The organism is Mesorhizobium sp. M1403 (assembly GCF_040317695.1).
In the GTDB taxonomy this organism is placed as follows: domain Bacteria; phylum Pseudomonadota; class Alphaproteobacteria; order Rhizobiales; family Rhizobiaceae; genus Mesorhizobium.
This window is the reverse complement of record NZ_JAMYKY010000004.1, coordinates 311,965-326,637: the sequence shown is the minus strand read 5'-3', so window position 1 is coordinate 326,637 and position 14,673 is coordinate 311,965. Positions and strand designations below refer to the sequence as shown.

10 protein-coding genes are annotated in these 14,673 nt (G+C 62.9%); 2 read left to right on the top strand and 8 right to left on the bottom strand.

Annotated elements, in window-relative coordinates; genetic code table 11:
- Window positions 1–43: 43 nt before the first annotated feature.
- The gene (locus tag NKH01_RS11145; protein ID WP_023680654.1) at window positions 44–1,342 is read right to left on the bottom strand and encodes an adenylosuccinate synthase; all 1,299 of its coding nucleotides are present in this window, start codon (window positions 1,340–1,342) and stop codon (window positions 44–46) included.
- 216 nt (window positions 1,343–1,558) lie between these two features.
- Between NKH01_RS11145 and NKH01_RS11140 the strand changes: the two genes are divergently transcribed.
- Window positions 1,559–2,461, top strand: a complete 903-nt coding sequence (locus NKH01_RS11140) for a DMT family transporter (protein WP_352547151.1) — start codon at window positions 1,559–1,561, stop codon at window positions 2,459–2,461.
- Window positions 2,462–2,545: 84 nt separating this feature from the next.
- Here the strand turns inward: NKH01_RS11140 and serA are convergent, their stop codons facing one another.
- The 5 genes from serA to glmM form a co-directional block, all read right to left on the bottom strand.
- On the bottom strand, window positions 2,546–4,144 hold the full coding sequence (gene serA, locus NKH01_RS11135) for a phosphoglycerate dehydrogenase (protein WP_023719597.1): 1,599 nt from the start codon (window positions 4,142–4,144) through the stop codon (window positions 2,546–2,548).
- A 177-nt stretch (window positions 4,145–4,321) separates the two neighbouring features.
- Window positions 4,322–5,497 (bottom strand): phosphoserine transaminase, encoded by a 1,176-nt coding sequence (locus tag NKH01_RS11130; protein ID WP_023719598.1) that lies wholly within the window; start codon window positions 5,495–5,497, stop codon window positions 4,322–4,324.
- Window positions 5,498–5,686: 189 nt separating this feature from the next.
- Entirely contained in the window at window positions 5,687–6,436 is a 750-nt protein-coding gene (locus NKH01_RS11125) for an outer membrane beta-barrel protein (RefSeq protein WP_352494165.1), read from the bottom strand.
- A gap of 234 nt (window positions 6,437–6,670) precedes the next feature.
- Window positions 6,671–7,498 carry an outer membrane protein gene (locus NKH01_RS11120; RefSeq protein ID WP_353020186.1) on the bottom strand — a complete coding sequence of 276 codons (828 nt, stop codon included), beginning with the start codon at window positions 7,496–7,498 and terminating at the stop codon, window positions 6,671–6,673.
- 224 nt (window positions 7,499–7,722) lie between these two features.
- Window positions 7,723–9,075, bottom strand: coding sequence for a phosphoglucosamine mutase (gene glmM / locus NKH01_RS11115; RefSeq protein WP_352494163.1), 1,353 nt, complete (start codon window positions 9,073–9,075; stop codon window positions 7,723–7,725).
- An 874-nt stretch (window positions 9,076–9,949) separates the two neighbouring features.
- Between glmM and NKH01_RS11110 the strand changes: the two genes are divergently transcribed.
- Window positions 9,950–10,615, top strand: coding sequence for a hypothetical protein (locus tag NKH01_RS11110; protein ID WP_502896311.1), 666 nt, complete (start codon window positions 9,950–9,952; stop codon window positions 10,613–10,615).
- Window positions 10,616–11,212: 597 nt separating this feature from the next.
- Here the strand turns inward: NKH01_RS11110 and ftsH are convergent.
- On the bottom strand, window positions 11,213–13,138 hold the full coding sequence (ftsH, locus tag NKH01_RS11105) for an ATP-dependent zinc metalloprotease FtsH (protein WP_023677989.1): 1,926 nt from the start codon (window positions 13,136–13,138) through the stop codon (window positions 11,213–11,215).
- A gap of 106 nt (window positions 13,139–13,244) precedes the next feature.
- A complete protein-coding gene (tilS, locus tag NKH01_RS11100; protein WP_352480914.1) occupies window positions 13,245–14,666 on the bottom strand; it encodes a tRNA lysidine(34) synthetase TilS in 1,422 nt (473 codons plus the stop codon).
- Between the last annotated feature and the right edge of the window lie 7 nt (window positions 14,667–14,673).

The following is a 14,673-nucleotide window of genomic DNA, read 5'->3' as shown; positions in this document are numbered from 1 at the left end:
CGGCCCCCGCAAATCAGCCGCAATGCCCGGAAAGGCTGAGAAACTAGTCTTGAAACGGATCGGTCACAAGTATCGTGTCGTCCCGTTCAGGGCTGGTGGAAAGGAGTGCGACCGGCGCGCCGATCAGCTCCTCGATGTAGCGGACGTACTTCACCGCCTGGGCCGGCAGGTCGTTCCAGCTGCGCGCGCCGGCGGTGGTGCCTTTCCACCCCTCCAGCGTCTCGTAGACCGGTTCGACGCGCGCCTGCGCGCCCTGGCTGGCCGGCAGGTAATCGATCGCCTCGCCGTCGAGGCGGTAGCCGGTGCAGACCTTGATCTCGTCCAGCCCATCGAGCACATCGAGCTTGGTCAGCGCAATGCCCTTGATGCCGTTGACGGCGACAGCCTGGCGGACCAGCACGGCATCGAACCAGCCGCAGCGGCGCTTGCGGCCGGTGACGACGCCGAATTCATGGCCGCGCGTGCCCAGGAACTCGCCGATCTCGTTCTTCTGTTCGGTCGGAAACGGGCCTTCGCCAACGCGCGTCGTATAGGCCTTGGTGATGCCGAGCACATAGCCGATGGCGCCCGGGCCGACACCGGATCCAGCAGCGGCCTGGCCGGCAACCGTATTGGAGGAGGTGACGAACGGATAGGTGCCATGGTCGATATCGAGCAGCGTGCCTTGCGCGCCCTCGAACAGGATGCGCTCGCCGGCGCGGCGCTTGTCGTCGAGGATTTTCCAGACCCGGTCCATATAGGGCAGAATCTCGTCGGCGACCGAGATCAGCTCGCTCATGATCGCCTCATGCGTGACCTCGGCATGGCCGAGCCCACGGCGCAGCGCATTGTGGTGCGTCAGCAGCCTGTCGACCTTCAAGGGCAGCGTTTCCAAATCCGCCAAATCCATCACCCTGACCGCGCGTCGGCCCACCTTGTCTTCGTAGGCCGGACCGATGCCGCGACGGGTCGTGCCAATCTTCGTTCCGGAATTGGAAGCGGCGTCCTCGCGAAATCCGTCCAGCTCCCGGTGCAGCGACAGGATAAGCGCGGTGTTTTCGGCTATTTTCAGGCGGTCCGGCGTCACCTCGACGCCCTGTGCCTTCAATTTCGCCACCTCCGCGACGAAAGCGTGCGGATCGAAGACGACGCCATTGCCGATGATCGACAGCTTGCCTTGCCGCACCACGCCGGACGGCAGCAGCGACAGCTTGTAGACCTTGCCATCGACGACCAGCGTATGGCCGGCATTGTGGCCGCCCTGGAAGCGCACGACAACGTCGGCGCGCTCGGACAACCAGTCGACGATCTTGCCTTTGCCCTCATCGCCCCATTGCGAGCCGACGACCACCACATTGGCCATGCTTCTTTTCCCTTGAGATGCCGCGCCAGGCAGCTTGAAACGGTTCGAAACGACAGGCCTCTATAGCGTCAAGACCGGGCGAGCGCGACCATTCTTTGCCGCCCAAAACGCTCCGAGGCACAACAATTTTCGCCTTTGACATCATTTACTTGCGCGAGCTGCCGCAATAGGCCCGCAACGACCGCGCATTTCTCTCCGCCTGGCCGGGACTTCACGATGCATCGAGCCGCCTATCTGTTCCTGCTGTTCACCACCTTGCTGTGGGGCGGCAACTCCGTGGCGGGGAAGCTGGCGGTCGGTCATATCTCGCCGATGACGCTGGTCTTCCTGCGTTGGCTGCTGGCGGTTCTGATCTTGCTGCCGATCGGCTGGGCAACGCTGCGCCAAGATTGGCCGGTGGTGCGCAGGCACTGGTTGCTGCTTGGCGGGCTCGGCGCTTGCGGCTTCGCCTTCTTCAACACGATCTTCTACACGGCGCTCAACTACACCACGGCGATCAACGTCTCGATCGAGCAGGCGGCGATCCCGATCGTCATCATCATCGCCAATTTTGTGCTCTTTCGCCTGCGCGTCAATGGCGTGCAGGTCATCGGCGTCGTGCTGACCATCGCCGGTGTCGCGGTGACGGCGAGCCATGGCGATCCACGCCAGCTTCTCAGGCTGGATCTCAACTTCGGCGACGCCATCATGCTGGTCGCCGTGCTTTGCTACTCGTTCTATTCGGTGGGGTTGCGGCTGAAGCCAGTCATCCGCTGGCAGAGCCTGATGCTGGCGCTGTCGGTTGCCGCACTCATCACATCGCTGCCTTTCTTCCTGTGGGAGATTGCCGCCGGCAAGGTCATCGTCCCCGATGCACGCGGCTGGGCGGTCGCGTTCTATACCGCCATCGGTGCCTCGGTCATTTCGCAGATCTTCTATATCAGGGGCAACGAGCTGATCGGCGCCAACCGGGCCGGCCTGTTCATCAACCTGGTGCCGATCTTCGGTACGCTGCTGTCGGTGCTGATCGTCGGCGAGACATTCCAGCTCTATCAGGCGCTGGCGCTCGCGCTGGTGCTCGGCGGCATCGGCCTCGCCGAATACAGCGGACGGAAGACGGCGATATCCGCCGCTGAATGAAGTCGCTTGCCGCGACGTTTCACTGCGGTCCATCAACGACCGTGGAAGCGCCCCGCGTGCTGCTGCACACGGGGCGACCGAATTTCAGGCCGCGCCGACGTCGAAGTGCAGCCGCTTGGCGGAGTCGATCGACTTGTGCGAGCGCACCTGCGCCAACACCTTTTCCGGGAACGGCGCATCGAGATAGAGCAATGCGATGGCATCGCCGCCCGGCCGGTTGCGGCCGAGCTGGAAATTGGCGATGTTGACGCCGTTCTCGCCGCAGACCGTGCCGAGCAGGCCGATGATCCCAGGCGCATCGGCATTCGTCGTGTAGAGCATGTGCTGGCCGACCTCGGCGTCGAGATTGATGCCCTTGATCTGGATGAAGCGCGGTTTGCCATCCGAGAAGCAGGTGCCGGCGATCGAGCGTGTCCTATGCTCGGTCTTGACCGTGAGCTTGATATAGCCGTCGAACACGCCGGATTTGTCGCGCTTGACCTCGGCGACGATGATGCCGCGCTCCTTCACCATGATCGGCGCCGACACCATGTTGACGTCGGAGACCTGCGGCCGGATCAGCCCGGCAAGGGTGGCGCTGATCAGCGCGCGCGTGTTCATCGTCGCGGTCGAGCCGTCGAACAGTATCTCGACCTCCTTGATTGGATCCTCGGTGACCTGGCCGACAAAGGCGCCGAGCACTTCGGCAAGCTTGACGAAAGGTTTCAGCCGCGGCGCCTCTTCGGCGGTGATCGACGGCATGTTGATGGCGTTGGAAACGGCGCCCTTGATCAGATAGTCGGACATCTGCTCGGCGACATGAAGGGCGACATTCTCCTGCGCTTCGGTGGTCGACGCGCCGAGATGCGGCGTCGCCACGACATTCTCCATGCCGAACAGTTCATTATACTCCGCCGGTTCGACCTCGAACACGTCGATGCCGGCGCCTGCCACCTTGCCGCTTTTCAGTGCCGCGATCAGGTCGGCCTCGACGACCAGCCCGCCACGCGCGCAATTGATGATGCGCACACCGGTCTTCATTTTGGCGATCGCCGCGGCATCGATGATGTTGCGCGTCTTGTCGGTGAGCGGTGTGTGCAGCGTGATGAAGTCGGCGCGGGCGAACAGCTCGTCGAGTTCGACCTTTTCGACGCCGAGCTCCTCGGCGCGGCTGTCCGACAGGAACGGATCGAAGGCGATGACATGCATCTTCAGGCCGACGCCGCGCGTAGCGACGATCGAGCCAATATTGCCGCAGCCGATGATGCCCAGCGTCTTGCCGGTGATCTCGACACCCATGAAGCGGTTCTTTTCCCATTTGCCGGCATGGGTCGAGGCGTTGGCCTCCGGTATCTGGCGGGCCAGCGCGAAGACCATGGCGATCGCATGCTCGGCAGTGGTGATCGAATTGCCGAAGGGCGTGTTCATCACGATGATGCCCTTGCGGCTCGCCGCCGGGATGTCGACATTGTCGACGCCGATGCCGGCGCGGCCCACGACCTTCAGCCTGGTCGCGGCGTTGATCAGCTTCTCCGTGACCTTTGTCGCCGAGCGGATGGCCAGCCCATCATACTGGTCGATCACCTCGAGCAGTTTTTCCTTATCCTTGCCGAGATCCGGCAAATAGTCGACGTCAATGCCGCGATCCCTGAAGATCTGCACGGCGGTGGTGGAAAGTTTATCCGAGACGAGAACGCGAGGCATTGGCTTGGTCCTTTGCGATTGGCGTCCCTCCTTGAGGGGAGGGTCGGCGCGAAGCGCCGGGGTGGGGTCGGTGCGGCCGGATCTTTCTGGATGGTGGATCGTTGAGCTCGTGTCGTTGAGCGGGTGGAGGCGACCCCACCCGGCCCTTCGGGCCACCCTCCCCTCGAGGGGAAGGGATCAGGCCGCCGCTTTGAGCGACGCCTTTTGCGCGGCAAAGGCCCAGTCCAGCCAAGGCAGCAGCGCCTCGAGGTCGGAGGCCTCGACCGTCGCGCCGCACCAGATGCGCAGGCCGGGCGGGGCGTCGCGATAGGCGCCGATGTCATAGGCGACGCCTTCCTTGTCGAGCACCGAGACAATTGCCTTGGCGAACGCGGCCTGTCCGTCGGCGTCGAGTGCCGCGACATCCGGATCGGTGAAGGAAAGGCATACCGATGTGTTCGAGCGCGTCGCCGGGTCGGCTGCAAGATGGCCGAGCCAGGAAGATTTCCGGACAAAGCCATCGAGCACGGCGGCATTGGCGTCGGCACGGGCGATCAGCGCATCGAGGCCGCCGATCGACTTCGCCCAATGCAGCGCATCGAGATAGTCCTCGACGCACAGCATCGACGGCGTGTTGATAGTCTCGCCCTTGAAGATGCCCTCGATCAGCTTACCGCCGGAAGTGAGGCGGAAGATCTTCGGCAGTGGCCAGGCCGGCTTGTAGCTTTCCAGGCGTTCGACGGCGCGCGGGCTGAGGATCAGCATGCCATGCGCGCCCTCACCGCCCAGCACCTTCTGCCAGGAGAAGGTGACGACGTCGAGTTTCTGAAAATCGAGCTTTTGCGCAAAGGCCGCCGAAGTGGCGTCGCAAATGGTCAGGCCCTTGCGGGTGGCCGGGATGAAATCGCCGTTCGGCACGCGCACGCCCGACGTCGTGCCGTTCCAGGTGAAGACCACGTCGCGGTCGAAGTCTATTTTGGTCAGGTCGGGCAGTGCCCCGTAGTCGGCCTCTAACCTGCGCACATCGGCAAGCCTCAGCTGCTTGACCACATCGGTGACCCAGCCGGAGCCGAAGCTCTCCCAGGCGACCATGTCGACGCCGCGTTCGCCGAGCAGCGACCACAGCGCCATTTCGACCGCGCCGGTGTCCGAGGCCGGCACGATGCCGATGCGATAGTCTGCCGGAACCTGGAGGATTTCCCGCGTCAGCTCGATCGCTTGTTCGAGCTTGGTCTTGCCGATCTTGGCACGGTGCGAGCGCCCGAGCGCGGCATTTTTGAGCGCCTCGACCGACCAGCCGGGGCGTTTTGCACAGGGACCTGAGGAAAAATTGGGATTTGCCGGACGGAATCCGGGCTTCGTATGCGTCGTCATCGTGGTCTATCCTTCCAGATAGTGGCCCCTCGTTGGGGAGGGGTGGCCCACGAACGGCGATATGCGTTCAGGCTTTCGGCGTCAAGGGGAAAGTTTTTGTCGCTGTCAGGATATTGCCAGCGCCCGGGGCAAAAATGCGAACGGCGGGCCTACGACCCGCCATTGTTAACGCCTCGGCTTCGATCGAGCCTACCAGAGGTCGTAGCGTAGTCCGACTTTGACTTGATGATTGTTGATTCCTTTGCGGATCGGAAAAGAAGTCAGGCTCTCCGCAGTCACATATTCGGCGTCTGGCGCGGAAAAATACTGATAGCCCAGATCGACTGAGACGTTCTTGGACACTTGGTACGCAAGGCCGGCATTCAGCGTGTAGGCGAAGGAGTATTGGGTCTTGTTGTCACGCAGGACGAAATCGTCGGCGGGGTTGGCGTTGTCCGTGAAGTAGCTCGCCGAGAGGCGACGCTTGCTCTGGACGACACCGATACCAGCGCCGAGATAAGGTGTGATTCCGACATAGGTGCCAAGGTCGACATAGCCATTGAGTATGCCTGAGAAGGCATAGTTCTTCAGGGTCGCCGATGCCACCGTCGTTCCGTCGTTATAGCCGACGTCGATCTTGTTGCCGGGAAGATAGCCGACATTGAGATCGGCCCGCAGATAGTCGTTGAAATGGTAGCCGAAGCCTATGCTGGCGAAGATGGGATCTTCCTTTTCGTCGAAGCTCGCGGGCGTGAAGGCGAAATCCTCATCCTTGAAGCTCTTCTGCACCAGATAGGAGACATCGCCGCGCAGATACCATCCCGAGCCAACCTCGACCGGTACATAGTCGGGCGCCTGGTCGACATAGACCGGCGGATCGTAATCGGCGCCAAGCGCCGGCGTGAGCGGCATCAGGACGACTGCTGCAAGCGCCAGCACTACAGGCGATTTGAATGTCATTGTCCTCGGCTCCCGAACTTGGCGCATTCGCGATCGCGCGCGCCGTTTCAGGGAGCATTGTTAACCATAGTGGTTAAGTGCGGGTTAAGGATAATAAGGCGTTAGCAATTGATTTAATCCGTTTGCACCCCTCGAGCTGGACGGTGTCACAGAGCGTCGCAGCATCTTCAGGTAGCCAAACGAAACCGCCCGGCATCAGCCGGGCGGTCGAAAAATTCCTCGATTTCGAAGTGACTACTTGGTGTAGACGGGCTCGGGTTCCGGAACATAAGGTTCCGGTTCAACGCAGTCCGATCTGCCGAACTGATAGCGCAGGCCGCCGCGCACCTCATGAACATTGATGCCGTCGTCATAGCCGGGGCCGACGCCGCTGCCGAAGTCGAACATCTTCCCACCGTTTATATGGCTGTAGCGGTAGCCGACGTCGAGCTTGACGCGATCGGTCAAACAGTAGGATGCGCCAACCATGGCAGCATAGGCAAAACGCCAGCCCTTGCCGCCGCGGTGGAAGAATTCACCGTCTTCATCGCTGTTGTGGAGTGTATCCCACTTAACCCAGGCACCGCCGATGCCGGCACCGACATAGGGCGTGATACCGTGCCATGTGCCGATATCGACATAGGCGTTGGCGAGCAGCAGCAGCGCCGTATAGGACGAGGTATCGACGGAAGTACAGGGATCTCCATCGAGGCAGATGCCGCTGGTCGAGCCGCGGAAGGTGGATTTGCTCATCCAGTCCGCGGTCAAGTCGGTGCGGAAGTGCCGGTCGATTTGATAGCCGATGCCGGCACCGGCCGAGAAGGCACTCTTCAGCTTGCCGCTGTCAAAAGTGCCGGTTCCGGGAGGCGGTCCATAGGTGATATAGTCGCCGCCACGAAACTTCGACCAGTGATAGTCGATATCGCCGCGGATATACCAGCCGCCATACTCGGCCGGCGGCTCGTAGGCGATCGGTGGCGGCGCCTCCTCGACCACGGGCGGCTCGACGAAATCGGCGGCGAATGCCGGCCCGACGCCGGCAAACAGCGCGGCCAGGAGAGCCATTCTTGCTGTGTTGAACATTCTTATCACCCCTGAGAACCCTCGAACGGCGAACGCGCCCGAAATGTGATTGACCTCAGTTGTGGATAATGAATCGGAAAGGTTAAAAGGCGTTTAACCGTATCGATTAACCAAGAATCTCTAAAATTCGAGGATTCTGGCGACCGTTGCTGTTGCAGGACTGACAGGCGATCCAACAAAAAGCCCGCCGGCAAGGCGGGCTTTTGAACTGATGTTGGAGGAGATCAGGCGGCGCTGCGCGTTTCCGAAATGACCTCGACTATGTCGTTGACCACGGACTCGACAAGCTGCGGGTCGTCGCCCTCCGCCATGACACGGATGAGCGGCTCCGTTCCGGATGGCCGGATGACCAAGCGCCCGGCCTTGCCGAGGCGATGGCGCGCATCTTCGATCGCCGCCTTGACCGGCGCCTCCTCCAGCGGCTTGCCGCCGGAAATATGCACGTTCTTCAACAGCTGCGGCACCGGCTCGAACTTCTTCGACAATTCGCTGACCGGCCGGTTCTGCCGCTTGATGCAGGCGAGCACCTGGAGCGCCGAGACGAGGCCGTCGCCGGTAGTCGAGAAATCGGACAGCACGATGTGGCCCGACTGTTCGCCACCGACATTGAGCCCATGGGCACGCATGTGCTCGACGACATAGCGGTCGCCGACCTTGGTGCGATGCAACTGCAGGTTCATGTCGCCGAGGAAGCGTTCGAGGCCGAGATTGGACATCACCGTCGAGACGACCCCGCCGCCGGCCAGCCGCCCGCTCTGGTGCCAGGATTCGGCGATCAGCGCCATGATCTGGTCGCCATCGACGATCGCGCCGTTCTCGTCGACAATGACGACGCGGTCGGCATCGCCGTCGAGCGCTATGCCGATATCGGCGCGCACCTCGTGCACCTTCTTTTGCAGGCCGGCCGGATGGGTCGAGCCGCATTCCTTGTTGATGTTGAAGCCGTTGGGCTCGACATTGATGGCAACGACCTCGGCGCCGAGTTCCCACAGCGCGTCGGGCGCCACCTTGTAGGCGGCGCCATTGGCGCAATCGACGACGATGCGCAGGCCCGACAGCGACATCGAGCGCGGCAGCGTGCGCTTGGCGAATTCGATATAGCGGTCATGCACGCCGTCGACGCGTTTGGCGCGGCCGAGCCCATCGGAATCGGCAAGCGCCAGTTCGATATCCTTGTCGAGCATCCCCTCGATACGCTCCTCGATCTCATCGGACAGCTTGTAGCCATCGGGGCCGAACAGCTTGATGCCATTGTCGTAATAGGGGTTGTGCGAGGCAGAGATCATCACCCCTATATCGGCGCGCAGCGAGCGCACCAGCATTGCAACCGCCGGCGTCGGGATCGGGCCGAGCAGGAAGACATCCATGCCGGCGGCGCACAGGCCGGACACCATCGCGTTCTCGATCATGTAGCCGGAAAGCCTGGTATCCTTGCCGAGCACGACGCGGTGGCGGTGGCTGCCGCGCTGGAACGAGAGGCCGGCGGCCATGCCGACCCTCATGGCGACCTCCGCCGTCATTGGAAATTTGTTGGCGCGCCCACGAATGCCGTCCGTACCGAAATAATGTCCTGCCATGCTAGCCAGCTTCCCGATGGTTCTTTCCGAGCATCTCATGCCATAAAATCGGCCGAGCTCTGTCATCACATTGTATGATTATGGACGACCAATCCTTAGAAAATTGTTGTCTTGTGTGTTTTGCGTCACGCTAATGTGTTGATTTTCAAGTTTCGAGCCCTTGTTGCGGCAGCAGCATCAGAAACGTCAACCTCAAACCTCATCTGGATCCTTTGGTTTGTGACAGTGTGGCCTTGAACCCGAATCCGCATCGCGCTGCTTCAGACAGAGATAGGCTCAGGTCCGTCGCACCCGCCGATTTGACTGGCTGTCATGCGACGCAGTGTACTCGCTGGGAACGAGCCATATGCGCGCTCTCCGTGCAATGCACCCGGACGAACTTGGCTGGGAAACAGTCCCGGCAACGAATTCATCACCTTAAAGAAAAGAATGCACTTCTAAATTGTCTCTACGCTACTTAGCATCTGGCGCAACCAGCCGTTGAGCGCTATTGCTGCACTGGGACATATCATGAACCGCCATAGGGAGAAAACGCATGCTCATCCATCGACTTGCCACTTTGACGGGCCTTGCCGTCGCGACCTTATTCCTGGCGGCGCCTGCCAATGCGCTGACCATGGCCGAGTGCAGCACCAAGTATAACGCGGCCAAGGATGCGGGAACGCTTGGCGGGCAGAACTGGAACCAGTTCCGCAAGGCCCAATGCGGCACCGATGCCACCGCCGCTACGACCGATCCCGCCCCAGCCAAAGCCACGGCCAAGGCCGCCGACACCACCAAGGCAGCCGCCGGCGACGATGCGGCGCCTGGGCTGACGGCGAAGGAGTGCAGCACCAAGTACCAGGCGGCAAAAGCCGCCGGCACGCTGAACGGCATGAAGTGGAACGATTTCCGCAAGACCCAGTGCGCCGCCGACGCGACGGCAGCCGCACAACCCGCCGCCACGACCAAGGCTGCGGCAGCCACCGCCGACGACGCTGCGCCGGGCCTGACGGCCAAGGAATGCAGCACCAAATACCAGGCCGCCAAGGCTGCCGGCACGCTCAACGGCATGAAATGGAACGATTTCCGCAAGAGTGAATGCGCCGCCGGCGCAACTGCAGCGGCACAACCTGCCGCGGCACCTGCCAAGGCGACGACAGCTGCCGCGACCGATACCGGCAAAGGCCTCAGCATGGCTGATTGCAGCGCCAAATATCAGGCCGCCAAGTCCGGCAATACTTTGAACGGCATGAAGTGGAACGACTTCCGCAAGAGCCAATGCGGCGCCGGCGCAGCCGACGACGACGACACCCTGCCGGCTCCCGATGCGAAGTACACCGGCGATCCGCAAGCGCCGACCATCACCGCCCCCCAGGGCGTGAAATTCCCGACGGCGATCTCCAAGAAATACGCTACCGAGACCCCGGCCAAGGGCCGCATGCACACCTGCCTCGACCTGTATTACGCCAACAAGGACGCCAACACGCTGGGCGGCCTCAGGTGGATCCAGAAGGGCGGCGGCTTCTACAGCCTCTGCAACGCCAAGCTGAAGAGCTGACCAGCGCCATCATCCGACGACATGAGCCCGCGAGCCGCAAGGTTCGCGGGCTTTTTTGTTGCTGCATGCTGCCGCGCGTTCCGAAGAGGCGGCATCCGCGCGCAGTCGGCCGCCGCTCTAGCGATCTCCCCCCTCGTGGGGGGAGATGTCCGGCAGGACCCGGCAGGACAGAGAGGGGCGCTGTCCCGCCGACATCGATGGTCGGCAGCACGCGCCACGTTTGGTCGAAGGAGCCTGAAACAAAAAACCCGCCTCGGCGGGCGGGTCGTCGGAGCCAATTGGCACCATACGCGAGTTAGTAGCATAGCTGCCGGCACAAAGCAAGAACAAAATGTGGCGCCGTCGGCAAAAAACTGCGAATTTCCTTCACCGGCGCGCCTTGTCGATCTTCCCGAAGTCGTCAACGAGGACGATAGAAGGCCGCGTTCCTTCGCGCCCCTCTCTGTCCTGCCGGACATCTCCCCCGCGAGGGGGGAGATTGGCCGTCATCGTCACTTTCGCCAATTTCCAGCGATGCAGGGAGGGTCGCATTCCCCAAAGAAAAACGCCGCGGTCAGAGCCGCGGCGTTTCGAAGTCGATCTCTCCTGGGCCGGAGCCTAGCTTGACGGCTGGGGTTCCATACCGCCTTCGGGCTCGGGGCCCTTCTTGCGGCGGCCGGACTTCGGCACGGCCGAGCCGCGGCTCGGCGGTGTGTCGTCGCCGAGGTCGCGTGCGGGCTTATTGCCGGCGATCAGCTGCTTGATCTCCTCGCCGGACAGCGTCTCGTATTCGAGCAGGCCTTGCGCCAGCGCGATCCATTCCTTCTTCTTCTTGGTCAGGATGGACCTTGCCGTCGAATAGGCCTCGTCGATCAGCCGGCGCACTTCGGCGTCGATGATCTGCGCCGTCTCTTCCGAGATATTCTGCGTGCGCGCCACCGAATGGCCGAGGAACACCTCCTCCTGGTTGTCGCCATAGGCGACATGGCCGAGCTTGTCGGAGAAGCCCCAGCGCGTCACCATGGCGCGCGCCAGCTTGGTCGCCTGCTCGATATCGGAGGAGGCGCCTGAGGTGATGTTCTCCTTGCCGAACTTGAACTCCTCGGCGACACGGCCGCCCATCATGATGGCGAGGCGCGAGATCATGTATTTGTAGCTCATCGAATAGCGGTCGCCTTCCGGCAGCTGCATGACCATGCCGAGTGCCCGGCCGCGCGGGATGATGGTCGCCTTGTGCAGCGGATCGGCCGACGGCACATTGAGCGCCAGGATGGCGTGGCCGGCCTCGTGATAGGCTGTCAGCTCCTTCTCAGCCTGCGTCATCGCCGACGAGCGGCGCTCGGCGCCCATCATGATCTTGTCCTTGGCGTCCTCGAATTCGGCCATGGTGACGAGGCGTTTGTTGCGCCGCGCCGCCATCAGGGCGGACTCGTTGACCAGGTTCATCAGGTCGGCGCCGGAAAAGCCCGGCGTGCCGCGTGCGATCACCTTGAGGTCGACATTGGGCGCCAGCGGCACGTTGCGCACATGCACCTTCAGGATCTTCTCGCGGCCGACGATGTCGGGATTCGGCACCACCACCTGGCGATCGAAGCGGCCCGGCCTGAGCAGCGCCGGATCGAGCACGTCGGGCCGGTTGGTGGCGGCGATCAGGATGATGCTTTCGTTGGATTCGAAGCCATCCATCTCGACCAGCAGCTGGTTCAGCGTCTGCTCGCGCTCGTCATTGCCGCCGCCGAGGCCGGCACCGCGATGGCGGCCGACGGCGTCGATTTCGTCGATGAAGATGATGCAAGGGGCGTTCTTCTTGGCCTGGTCGAACATGTCGCGGACGCGGCTTGCGCCGACGCCGACGAACATCTCGACGAAGTCCGAGCCGGAAATGGTGAAGAACGGCACGTTGGCTTCACCGGCGACCGAGCGGGCGAGCAGCGTCTTGCCGGTTCCGGGAGGACCGACGAGCAGCACGCCGCGCGGGATCTTGCCGCCGAGCCGCTGGAATTTCTGCGGGTCGCGCAGGAACTCGACGATCTCTTCCAGATCTTCCTTGGCTTCGTCGACCCCGGCGACGTCCTGGAAGGTGACGCGGCCATGCGCTTCGGTCAACAGCTTCGCCTTCGACTTGCCGAAGCCCATGGCGCGGCCGGAACCGGACTGCATCTGGCGCATGAAGAATATCCAGACGCCGAGGATGAGGATCATCGGCAGCCAGGAGATCAGGGTGCCGAACAGCGAATTGGAGCCGTCGGATTCAGGACGCGCATTAATGGTGACGTTCTTGTCCTGCAACCGCGAAACCAGCGACGGGTCCCCAGGCGAATAGGTCTGGAAGCCGTTGGAGCTGTCCGTGTAGTTGCCGGAGATACGGGCGCCGGCGATGGTCACCGACTTGATCCGTCCCGCCGCGACCTCCTGTAGGAACTGCGAATAGGGGACATCGCTCGAGGCTCCACGCGTCTGCGGCGTCTGGAAAAGATTGAAGAGAGCGATGAGCAGGACCGCTATGATCGCCCAGAGCGCGAGGTTGCGATAATTTGGATTCATCAATTGTCCCGTTGGCGCCCGCTGGGCGGACGCACGTCGTGAGAGGAAACTTGGCCCTAACATAGGGAGAGCGTCTCCCCTTGCCAAGCATAACAGCAGGTCTCGGTTAAGCTTTCGCCCGTGGTAGGCCGGCACTGTGGCCGCCGAATGGCGCGGCTGGAACCGGCGCCGCGCCAAGCAACGCGGCGACGGCATCGGCCGGCGCCAGATCGAAGGACGGCAGGAAACGGGCGAAGGGCGCGACTGCCGGATATGCGGCGACCGCCGCCGGCATCGGGCTTTCCTCAGGCAAACCCGGGCCTTGCCCAGGCAGACCAAGGCATTCGCCATCCCGCCATAGCGCTGGTTCGGCAGCCAAGGCGGCACGCACAAGGCTTGCCGGCGTGCCATGCCCGGCAATTGCCCGCTTTGCGGCAAGAGCCACCCCGAGCGGGGCAACCAACAGCGGCGCGATCAACAATGCACCTGAACTGTCGCTCAATGTGATCCGTCTGCGGCCGTCCCAAAGGGCATTGTCGGAAACCGCAACAGCGGGCGGCAGATCGCGCAACTCACGATGCAGAAAGATGCCGGTACGCCGGGCATCGACCACGCTCCGCGACAATGTGGCACAAAGCGGCCCGGCCCGGAGCCGGCCGAAAAGGGCTTCGCCGCGGGCCTGGTCGGGAAGGAAGGTGGTACCGCCGGTCGCCGCCAGCAGGATGCGCAGCGCATAAATAGCCGCCCGGCGGTCGGCGACCGTCGCAAAATCCTGATCGAGGCGGACGAGGCCGGCGGCCGGCCTGGAGGCCAAGCCGCGGATCAGCATGGCCGCGCGCTGTCCTAACTGCTCACGCTCGACCGCCGCCTTTCTGGCCAGCGCCATCGTTTCAGCCATGCGAAGCGCATCGTTGCCTTCAACAAGTGCCGCGCGGACGCGCGGCCGCTCGAAAGCAGTGTCGGCATTGGTCGGATCTTCGATCCAGGCGACCTGTTCGCGCCGGAGGAATTTGCGCAGCTCCGCACGCCGCACGCCGAGCAGTGGCCGCACGATCCAGTACCGCCAGTCGTAGAGGGTTGCCGGCGCCATGCCGGCAAGGCCCCGCGGCCTCTCCTCACTTGGCACCTCGTCACGCGCTTGCCGCATCAGCACGGTCTCGGCCTGGTCGTCGGCGGTGTGGCCGGTCAGGATCAGCCCGACGCCTGCCGCTTCGGCGGCCTCGGCGAGCAGCCGGTATCGGGCTTCGCGCGCGGCGGCGGGCAGGCCGGTCGCTGGTTTGTGCCCCGACCAGACGACGATGCGATGGGCAATGCCGCGCGCCGCGCACAGCCTGGCCACGGCTTGCGCTTCCGCTGCCGCTTGCGGCCGCAATTGGTGATCGATCGTCACCGCCAGCAATTTCGTTGCCGGTGCGGTACGGTCGAGATGGGCTTTGAGGAGGAGGAGAAGGGCGGTCGAGTCGCTGCCGCCGGACACGGCCACAACAGCGCCGTTGGAAAAGTCGATCCGCGAAAAATCCGAAAGATCAGGCTCGGTGTCGAGCGTCATGCATGTC